The following is a 322-nucleotide window of genomic DNA, read 5'->3' on the forward strand; positions in this document are numbered from 1 at the left end:
TGTCGGTGTAGTGGCCGACGAACTCCAGCCGCACCTGGTTGAAGTCGGCGATCAGCCGCGCATCCAGCGGCAGCTTGGCCTGCACCGGGCGACCCAGCTGGTCGTTGCTGATCGGCACCACGCCCATCATCGCGTCGTTGAGGTAGACCCGCAGATGCGACAGGGTCGGCAGCAACGACGGCGAAGGCGTGAAGCTCAGGTCCAGTTCCGCATCGCGCACCAGGCGGTCGCGGCGGACCTGGAACTCGAACGTGGTGGCGTTGCGCACGCCGGACAGCAGGGTGTCCTGGCGTCGCCCCAGCTGGGCGAATGTGCTCTGCCG

The 322-nt window shown here is 67.7% G+C and carries 1 protein-coding gene; it reads right to left on the bottom strand.

Annotated elements, in window-relative coordinates; genetic code table 11:
* On the bottom strand, window positions 1-322 hold a 322-nt coding region (locus tag R5H29_RS01525), incomplete at both ends, for a cellulose biosynthesis cyclic di-GMP-binding regulatory protein BcsB (RefSeq protein WP_332328630.1).

This window comes from Stenotrophomonas sp. A3_2 (assembly GCF_036624925.1).
GTDB classification, from domain to species: domain Bacteria; phylum Pseudomonadota; class Gammaproteobacteria; order Xanthomonadales; family Xanthomonadaceae; genus Stenotrophomonas; species Stenotrophomonas hibiscicola.